Source organism: Oleiphilus sp. HI0086 (assembly GCF_001635225.1).
In genome coordinates this window covers 1-670 of sequence record NZ_LWFZ01000203.1, presented here as the reverse complement: position 1 = coordinate 670, position 670 = coordinate 1, and the positions used below count along the sequence as shown (strand labels likewise).

At 44.3% G+C, this 670-nt stretch carries 1 protein-coding gene; it reads left to right on the top strand.

Going from position 1 to position 670, the window contains the following annotated elements; all coding sequences use genetic code 11:
• Positions 1-670 (top strand): flagellar filament capping protein FliD (gene fliD, locus A3756_RS02770; protein ID WP_156490215.1); only part of this gene is annotated, 670 nt, incomplete at both ends.

The window sequence follows — 670 nt, the reverse complement described above, 5'->3', positions numbered from 1 at the left end:
AACCAGCCGCGGATGCATCATTCAAATTGAATGGTGTACCGATCACGCGCTCAAGTAATGAGATTTATGACGCTATTCCAGGTTTAACCCTGACCCTGAGTGGCACAAATGATGGTTCGCCAGCCGCTTTATCTGTTCAAAATGATCACACTGCTGTGGTCGAGAAAGTTTCAGAATTTGTAGAGAAGTTTAATGCTCTACAGACTTTGGTGAACGACAATAGTGAGTTTGACCCTAGTGGTGGGGCTGAAGCGGGCATTTTGCTTGGTGACTCGACAACTCGAAGTATGATGAATCAGGTACGACGCGTATTGGGTTCGACGGTTGGTGGTTTGGAAAATGCAAATGTCCGTAGTTTGGCAGATATTGGTATTACGACAGATTATCAAACTGGTTTGCTAAGCCTAAATGAAGACACTCTTAGTGATCAGCTTGATTCGCACCCAGATGATGTTTCGGCTTTGTTCAGTGATCAAGGGCGAGCCAGCGATGCTCAAGTAAGCTTTGGTACTGCAAGTATCAACACTAAGCCGGGCAGTTATGATATTAACATAACGACTGCTGCGACAAGAGGAGAGCTATCGGGCGCTGTAAGTTTAGGTGCTAGTACAACTATTGATGCAAATAATGATGAATTCACCATTAGTATTGATGGTACTGAAAGTGGTTC